This is a genomic window from Sandarakinorhabdus sp. (genome assembly GCF_032115815.1).
Taxonomy (GTDB): Bacteria; Pseudomonadota; Alphaproteobacteria; order Sphingomonadales; family Sphingomonadaceae; genus Sandarakinorhabdus.
The window spans coordinates 1-7649 of record NZ_JAUMBI010000089.1 but is presented as its reverse complement, the minus strand read 5'-3'; the positions used below and the strand labels follow the sequence as shown (position 1 = coordinate 7649).

The window sequence follows — 7649 nt, the reverse complement described above, 5'->3', positions numbered from 1 at the left end:
GGGATTTTGGAGTGTGGGCGCAATGAAATCTGTTTTCCGGTTCGGTGGCGGCACGGCCGAAGGCGATGCCACGCAGAAGGAACTGCTGGGCGGCAAGGGTGCCAACTTGGCCGAAATGGCCGGCATTGGCCTCGCCGTACCCCCGGGCCTGACCATCGCCACCTCCGTTTGCGCAGCCTATTATGATGCCGGCGGCCGCCTGCCCGATGACGTGCAGGCCCAGGTACTGGACAGCCTGGCCTTCATCGAAGGCGTGACGGCCAAGAAATTCGGCGATCCCGCCAACCCGCTGCTGGTTTCCGTTCGCTCCGGCGCGCGCGTGTCGATGCCGGGCATGATGGATACGGTGCTCAACCTCGGCCTGAATGACCAGACCGTGGAAGGCCTCGCCGCCGCATCGGGCAACGCGCGTTTCGCGTGGGACAGCTATCGCCGCTTCATCCAGATGTATGGCGATGTGGTGCTGGAACTGGATCACTATGCGTTTGAAGATGCGCTCGAAATCGCCAAGGAAGACAAGGGCGTTACCCAGGACACCGGCCTTGATGCCGATGATCTGAAGAAGCTCGTCGCGCGGTACATGGCCATCGTCGAACAGGCGTTGGGCCGGCCATTCCCGCAGGACCCGCACGAGCAGTTGTGGGGCGCAATCGGCGCTGTGTTCGGTTCGTGGCGTTCGGACCGGGCGCGCACCTATCGCCGCCTGAACGACATTCCCGAAAGCTGGGGCACCGCTGTCAACGTGCAGGCCATGGTGTTCGGCAATCTGGGCGATACGTCGGCCACCGGCGTGGCGTTCACCCGCGATCCCAGCACCGGGGAACACGCCTGGTATGGCGAGTATCTGATCAACGCCCAGGGTGAAGACGTGGTGGCCGGCATCCGCACGCCGCAGTATCTGACCAAGGCGGCGCGTGAGAAGGCCGGCGCCAAGGCGGCGTCGATGGAAGAGGCGATGCCGGTGGTGTTCGCCGAACTCGGCCGCACGTTCGACCTGCTGGAGCGGCATTACCGCGACATGCAGGACATTGAATTCACGGTGGAAGACAACCGCCTGTATATCCTGCAGACCCGCAGCGGCAAGCGCACCGCCAAGGCTGCGCTGCGCATCGCGGTGGACATGGTGGGCGAAGGCCTGATCACCGAAGCCGAAGCCGTGAAGCGCGTGGACGCCAGCGCCATGGATCAGTTGCTGCACCCGACGCTCGATCCCAAGGCCCCGCGTGACATCATCGCCCGCGGCCTGCCAGCCAGCCCCGGCGCCGCCAGTGGCATCGTTGTGCTTGACAGCGACAGCGCCGAAATCCGCGCGCGCGCTGGTGACGCCGTGATCCTGGTGCGCACCGAAACGTCGCCCGAAGACATTCACGGCATGCATGCCGCCCGCGGCATCCTGACAGCGCGTGGCGGCATGACCAGCCACGCCGCCGTGGTGGCGCGCGGCATGGGCCGCCCTTGCGTTTCCGGCGCCGGCGGCATCAGCATCGATCTGGTGGGCCGCACGGTCAGCACCGGCGGCCGCATCGTGAAGGAAGGCGATCGCATCACCATCGATGGCGCCACCGGCGACGTGATGATGGGCGACGTGCCGACCGTGGAGCCTGATCTGTCCGGCGATTTCGGCATATTGATGGAATGGGCGGACAAGCACCGCCGGCTGAAAGTGCGCACCAACGCCGAAACGCCGGCCGATTGCCGTGTCGCCCGCCAGTTCGGTGCCGAAGGCATTGGGCTTTGCCGTACGGAGCATATGTTCTTTGAGCCCAGCCGCATCACCGCGGTGCGCCGCATGATCCTGGCCGAAGATACCGCCGGCCGCGCCGCCGCGCTGGCCGAGCTGCTGCCCGAACAGCGTGCCGATTTTGCCGAGATTTTCCGGGTGATGGCCGGCCTGCCGGTGACCATCCGCCTGCTCGATCCGCCGCTGCACGAATTCCTGCCGCACGATGATGAAGGTTTTGCCGACGTCGCTGCCGCCACCGGCCTGCCGGAAACGTTGGTGCGCCGCCGCATCAACGAACTTCATGAATTCAACCCGATGCTGGGCCACCGCGGTTGCCGGCTGGGCATCACCTACCCCGAAATCTATGCCATGCAGGCCCGCGCCATTTTCGAAGCCGCCGTGCTTGTGGCCCAGGAAACCGGCGCTGCGGTGGTGCCGGAAGTGATGGTGCCGCTGGTTGCGACGGCCAAGGAACTGGAACTGACCAAGGCCGCCATCGATGCCGAAGCCGCCGCCGTGTTCGCCGCCAGCGGCACCACGCTGGATTATCTGGTCGGCACGATGATCGAACTGCCGCGCGCGGCCCTGCGCGCTGCCGATATCGCTGCCCACGCGCAGTTCTTCAGCTTTGGCACCAACGACCTCACCCAGACGACGCTTGGCATCAGCCGCGATGACTCGGCGCGGTTCATGGGGCCTTATGTTGAAAAGGGCATTTACCCCAAGGACCCGGTCGTCTCCATCGATGAAGACGGTGTTGGCGAACTGGTGGCACTGGCCGCCGAACGTGGCCGCAGCGTCAAGCCTGACCTGAAACTGGGCATCTGCGGGGAACATGGCGGCGATCCGGCCTCCATCCTGTTCTGCGAAAACCTGGGGCTGGATTATGTCAGTTGCTCGCCCTACCGCGTGCCGATCGCACGGTTGGCGGCGGCGCAGGCGGCGCTGAAGAAGGGCTGATCAGCGCTTCCACATCCACCAGCCGGTGGCCAGCCCGACAGCAAAGCCGGCCAGCACCCACAGCCACATTTCGCCGAACAGCCAGATCATCGCGGGCTCCATGTCGCATCGGCAATGCCGGGGTGGCGTTTCACCTGCCCGATCACGGCGGCGCGCGTGGCGTCATCGGCCGTGCCGGACAGGCGGGCCACCCGCGCCACAAGCCCCGATGGCTGGCGAAAGCTGATGCTGCCATCCACCACGCCCTGCGCCTGCATGGCAGCCGCCGCCGCCTGGCCCAGTTCCGCCATCATCAACTGGCCCTGAAGCAGGGATGCGCCGCGGGCGAGCACCACAGTGGCGGCCAGGCCGGTGAGCAGTTTCAGGGCGGGATGCATCGCCCGTCACGCTACGCCGCAGCCCAAGGTGCTGGCAAGCGGCGCGAATCGGCTTTATCGATGCGCCCCATGAATGTCGTGCCCGAAACTGATCCGTGGATGCGCCGCCGCAGCCTGCCGGCGGGCGGTGAGCGCCTGTTCCTGCCGCTGCGCGATGGCTGGCCGGTGCGGCTGGAACATTGGCCGCGCCGCAAGGCAGAGCGCAGCCATATCCTGATGATCACCGGCCGCGCTGATTTCGTCGAGAAATATGCCGAGACAGTGCACGATCTGGTGGATGCCGGCTGGGGCGTCACCATTTTCGATTGGCGCGGGCAGGGCCTGTCACGGCGGGTGGGGAAAACGCCGATGCACGGGGCCTCTCCTGGTTTTGACGTCTGGCTGGATGATCTGGCCGAACTGGTGGCGTGGACGGCGGAGCGCGCCGGCGGCCCGGTGCTGGCGGCGGCCCATTCGATGGGCGGCCATCTGCTGCTGCGCCACCTGGCGGCCGGGCGTGGCGGCATCAGTCGTGCGGTTGTGCTGGCGCCGATGTTGGGGGTGGCCGCAGCGCCGCTGGGCCCTGGCCTTGCCCGCTGGCTGGCGGCGCGCATGGTGAAATGGCAGCGCGGCAGCGATTTCGTGCTGGGCGGCGGCCCCTATGAACCCGGTGTGGCCGGCAGCAAGCGCCAGTTGCTACTCACCAGCGATGCCGAACGCTATTCCGATGAAGGCTGGTGGATCGGCCAATATCCCTCGCTGGCGCTGGGCAGCGTGACCTGGGGCTGGCTGCACGATGCCTTTGCCAGCATCGATGCGCTGAACGCGCGCGGCGTGCCTGAGGCCATCGCGGTGCCCGTGCTGGCGCTGATTCCGGAGAGGGATGGCCTGGTGGACAGCAAGGCCACACGCCGCTTCGTCGCGCGTATCGCGGGCGGCGAAACGGTGGAATTTCCGCAAGCCGGCCACGAACTGCTGCGCGAAGCCGAACCGTTGCGCGGCGCAGTGCTGGCCCGCGCGCTGGCGTTCTTCGACGGGCAATGATGAGCTTGGATTTCGATATTGCCATCTTCGGCGCCGGCATTGCCGGGGCCAGCACGGCCTGGGCTTTGCTGGAAGCCGCACCACAACTGCGGGTCGTGCTGATCGAGATGGAGGAACGGCCGGGCTATCACACCACTGGCCGTTCGGCCGCCATCTTCATCGAAAGCTATGGTGGCCCTGCCGTCGTGCCGCTCAGCCGCGCCAGCCGGGCCTTTTTCGGCGCGCCGCCTGCCGGCTTTCCGCCGCTGCTGCACCACCGGCCCAGCCTGATCATCGAAGGCCCGCAGGATGCGGGCGGGCTGGAACGGGTGGCCGCCGAATATGATGAGGGCGGTGTGGCCTATCATTGGCTGGATGCCGCGGCGCTGGCGGCGTCGCCGGTCGGGCCGATGCTGAAACCGGAATGGCGCACTCGCGCCCTGATCGAGCCCGATTGCCACGATATCGATGTGGCAGCGCTGCATCAGGGTTTTCTGCGCGGTGTGGAAGGCGCGAAACCCACGCTGATCACCAATGCCGAAGTCACCGCGCTCGAGCGCAGCGCGGGCACATGGCGCATCACCACCCGCGCCGGCGCGTTCACGGCGCCGCTGCTGGTCAATGCTGCCGGGGCCTGGGCCGATGGCCTGGCGCAGCTGGCCGGGGCCGCGCCAAGGGGGCTGATGCCGCTGCGGCGGACGATGGCCGTGTTGCGCATCGATCCCTCGCCGCCGGCCGATCTGCCCACAGTGATGAGCAGCGACGGCAGTTTCTATTTCAAGCCGGATGGCGAACGGCTGTGGCTGTCGCCGCACGACGAGATTCCCGATGTGCCGCACGATGTCCGCCCCGACGAGATGGATCTGGCCGTGGTGATCGACCGGTTCGAACAGGCCAGCACAGTGGCTGTGAAGCGGCTTGAATCAAGCTGGGCGGGCCTTCGCACCTTCGCGCCCGATCGGCTGCCGGTTTATGGCTTTGATGGTGCCGTCGATGGCCTGTTCTGGTGTGCGGGGCAGGGCGGTTTCGGCATCCAGACGGCGCCGGCCGCCGGCCGCCTGTGTGCGGCCCTTTTGCTGGGCGGTACCGCGCCGCTTGATCCTGTGCCCTATGCGGCCGACCGGCCGGCCATAAGCAATCGCCCTTAACGAAATTTCGTCAGAAATTTACAATGATGTGCATGATTAGGGTGTATAACCCCGATCATAAGGTCGCACTTCCGTGGTCAACGAACCACATGAACGTTCCAATTGGGGGAACATATGACCAAGAATCTTTTCGCCTCGGCCGCGGTTGCCGCGCTGGCGATGGGCCTGGCGTTGCCGGCTTCCGCCAACACCCTGCGTTTCCAGATGAATCCGAACTTCGATACCGGCGGTCAGCGTCAGCTGTTCGTGTTCGGTCAGGCGGGTTCGACCGGCATCGTGTCAAACGGCGCGGGCTTTTCCAACAATTTCACCCTGGGTGAATCCGGCTTTGCCGTGATCGACATCCCGGTCGGCAACGAACTGGCCAACGCCACGATCGAGAACAAGGGCTTCAGCGTCAGCTCCGAATCGGCGCTGAGCGGCTATTATCTGTCGCGCCGGACTGCGTCGACCGACATGACCTATCTGATCGATGGTGACCGGCTGGGCACCGATCACATTGTCGCCACCTATCGCGCCAGCTTTGAAGACCAGATCTCGGTTCAGGCCTCCGTTGACAACACGCAGGTCACCATCCGGCCCAAGAGCGGCTCGGAAGTCCAGGTCACCCTGAATGCGGGGCAGACCTACATGTTCACGGCAAACGCCGAACTGTCGGGCAGCCGCGTGCTGTCGGACAAGCCGGTGGCCGTGTTCTCGGGCAACCGTTGCACCAACATTGGCGGCGTCGGTGCCTGCGATCACATCGTCGAACAGATTCCCAGCGTCGACAAATTGTCCAGCACCTATCTTCTCGCCCAGACTCCGCGCAATGATGCCGGCGGCAACGTGTATCGTGCCGTGGCCACGCAGGATGGTACCGAAGTGCGCGCCAATGGCACGCTGGTTGCCACCCTGAACAATGGCCAGTTTTATGAAGGCCGGGTGGTTGGCGGCATTGAACTGGTGGCGTCCAAGCCGATCCTGGTAGCGCAATATCTGATCGGCCAGAACGGCAACAACAACACCGATCCGGCCATGGTGATCGTGCCCGGTTCGGATCAGTGGTTGAAATCCTATGTGTTTGCAGCGCCTTCGGGCTCGGCGAATTTCCCCACCGATTTCGTGTCGATCGTCATCCGCACCACCGATCTCGGCTCGCTGCGCCTTGATGGCTCTGCGCCCGATACGACCAGCTTCCTGACGCTGGGCAGCACGGCATTCAGCTTTGGCAATATCGATGTGTCGCTGAAAACCGGTGCGTTCGCCATCTCGGCCGACAATCCGTTCCAGCTGCTGCTGTCGGGCTTTGACAGTTTCGACAGCTACTTCACCTATGGCGGCGCGGCCTTCTCGCCCGGCGCCTCGCCGCCGCCGCCGCCGGTTGATCCGCCCCCGCCACCCACCGGCGTGCGCGTGTACTGGGATGGCGCCGGCCCCAACGGCAACGGCATCGTGGAAGGCGGCAATGGCACCTGGACCACGGCCAGCACCAACTTCACCAACGAAGACGGGACGGACAGCGGCGTGAACAACCCGCAGCCATCCACCGTCATCTTCGGTGGCGTGGGCGGTCTGGTCACCGTTTCCAATGCGGTTGATCCGGTGACTGTCACCGGCATGACATTCAACGTGAACGGTTATGAAATCGCCGGCGATCAGGTCACCCTGTCGGGTGGCGTGGCCAACTTCACGGTCAATGGTGCCGATAACCTCGCCACCATTTCGGCCAAGCTCACCGGCAGCTCCACGCTGGCCAAACTTGGTGCCGGCACGCTCAATCTCACCAATGCCACCAATGATTTCGCTGGCGGCGTGCTGATTTCGGGCGGCGCCCTGCGCGGTGTGCTCGGCGCCTTCGGGGCTGGCACCATCACCAACAATGGCAGCCTGATCCTTGATGTGGGCGCAGCCGGAACACTGGCCAATGTCCTGGCCGGTACCGGCACCATCACCAAGAACGGCGCCGGCGTGCTCACCATCGGTGGAACCAACACGTTTGGCGGCGATTTCGCCGTCAACGGCGGCGGCTTGGCGGTAACCGGCGATCTGGGCGCAGCGCGGATCCTGCTGAATGCCGGCACCTTGTCCGGCACCGGCACCATCGGCGGCTTCGTGGCGGCCACCGGCACCACCGTGGCCCCCGGCCCGGTGATCGGTACCCTCACCAGCACCGGCAACGGCGTGTTCCAGACCGGTTCCACCTATGCGGTGGATGTGACCAGCACCGGCACTTCGGATCGCATTGCCATCACCGGCACGGTCAACGTCGCCGCCGGCACCACGCTGCGCGTCACCAAGACCGATACCCCGCGGTATGTGCTGGGCACCCGCTACACCGTGCTCACCACCACCGGCGGGCGCACCGGCAGCTTTGCCACGCTCACCGGTGATACCCGCGTGTCGCGCTTCATCAACGTCGTCCAGGAAACCGATGCCAACAACATCTACCTGGGCGTG

At 65.4% G+C, this 7649-nt stretch carries 5 protein-coding genes; 4 read left to right on the top strand and 1 reads right to left on the bottom strand.

The features are described 5' to 3' along the window. The first annotated feature begins 22 nt into the window (after positions 1-22). On the top strand, positions 23-2683 hold the full coding sequence (ppdK, locus tag RT662_RS05635) for a pyruvate, phosphate dikinase (RefSeq protein ID WP_313669730.1): 2661 nt from the start codon (positions 23-25) through the stop codon (positions 2681-2683). 86 nt (positions 2684-2769) lie between these two features. On the opposite strand, the gene RT662_RS05630 is transcribed toward ppdK, so the two are convergent. Next, positions 2770-3060 carry a hypothetical protein gene (locus RT662_RS05630; RefSeq protein ID WP_313669729.1) on the bottom strand — a complete coding sequence of 97 codons (291 nt, stop codon included), beginning with the start codon at positions 3058-3060 and terminating at the stop codon, positions 2770-2772. A gap of 60 nt (positions 3061-3120) precedes the next feature. Here RT662_RS05630 and RT662_RS05625 point away from each other — a divergent pair, with 60 nt between their 5' ends. From RT662_RS05625 to RT662_RS05615, 3 genes are all read left to right on the top strand, one after another. Next, positions 3121-4083 (top strand): alpha/beta hydrolase, encoded by a 963-nt coding sequence (locus RT662_RS05625; RefSeq protein WP_313669728.1) that lies wholly within the window; start codon positions 3121-3123, stop codon positions 4081-4083. Continuing rightward, positions 4083-5210, top strand: a complete 1128-nt coding sequence (locus tag RT662_RS05620; protein WP_313669727.1) for an FAD-binding oxidoreductase — start codon at positions 4083-4085, stop codon at positions 5208-5210. The genes RT662_RS05625 and RT662_RS05620 overlap by 1 nt, the downstream gene beginning before the upstream one ends. Before the next feature lie 114 nt (positions 5211-5324). Continuing rightward, on the top strand, positions 5325-7649 hold a 2325-nt coding region (locus tag RT662_RS05615; RefSeq protein WP_313669726.1), incomplete at its 3' end, for an autotransporter-associated beta strand repeat-containing protein.

What these genes read in the sequence shown, in the direction of transcription:
- ppdK (WP_313669730.1), top strand. Translation starts at nt 23, where the DNA reads ATGAAATCTGTTTTCCGGTTCGGTGGCGGCACGGCCGAAGGCGATGCC.
- RT662_RS05625 (WP_313669728.1), top strand. Translation starts at nt 3,121, where the DNA reads ATGCGCCCCATGAATGTCGTGCCCGAAACTGATCCGTGGATGCGCCGC.
- RT662_RS05630 (WP_313669729.1), bottom strand. Translation starts at nt 3,060, where the DNA reads ATGCATCCCGCCCTGAAACTGCTCACCGGCCTGGCCGCCACTGTGGTG.
- RT662_RS05620 (WP_313669727.1), top strand. Translation starts at nt 4,083, where the DNA reads ATGAGCTTGGATTTCGATATTGCCATCTTCGGCGCCGGCATTGCCGGG.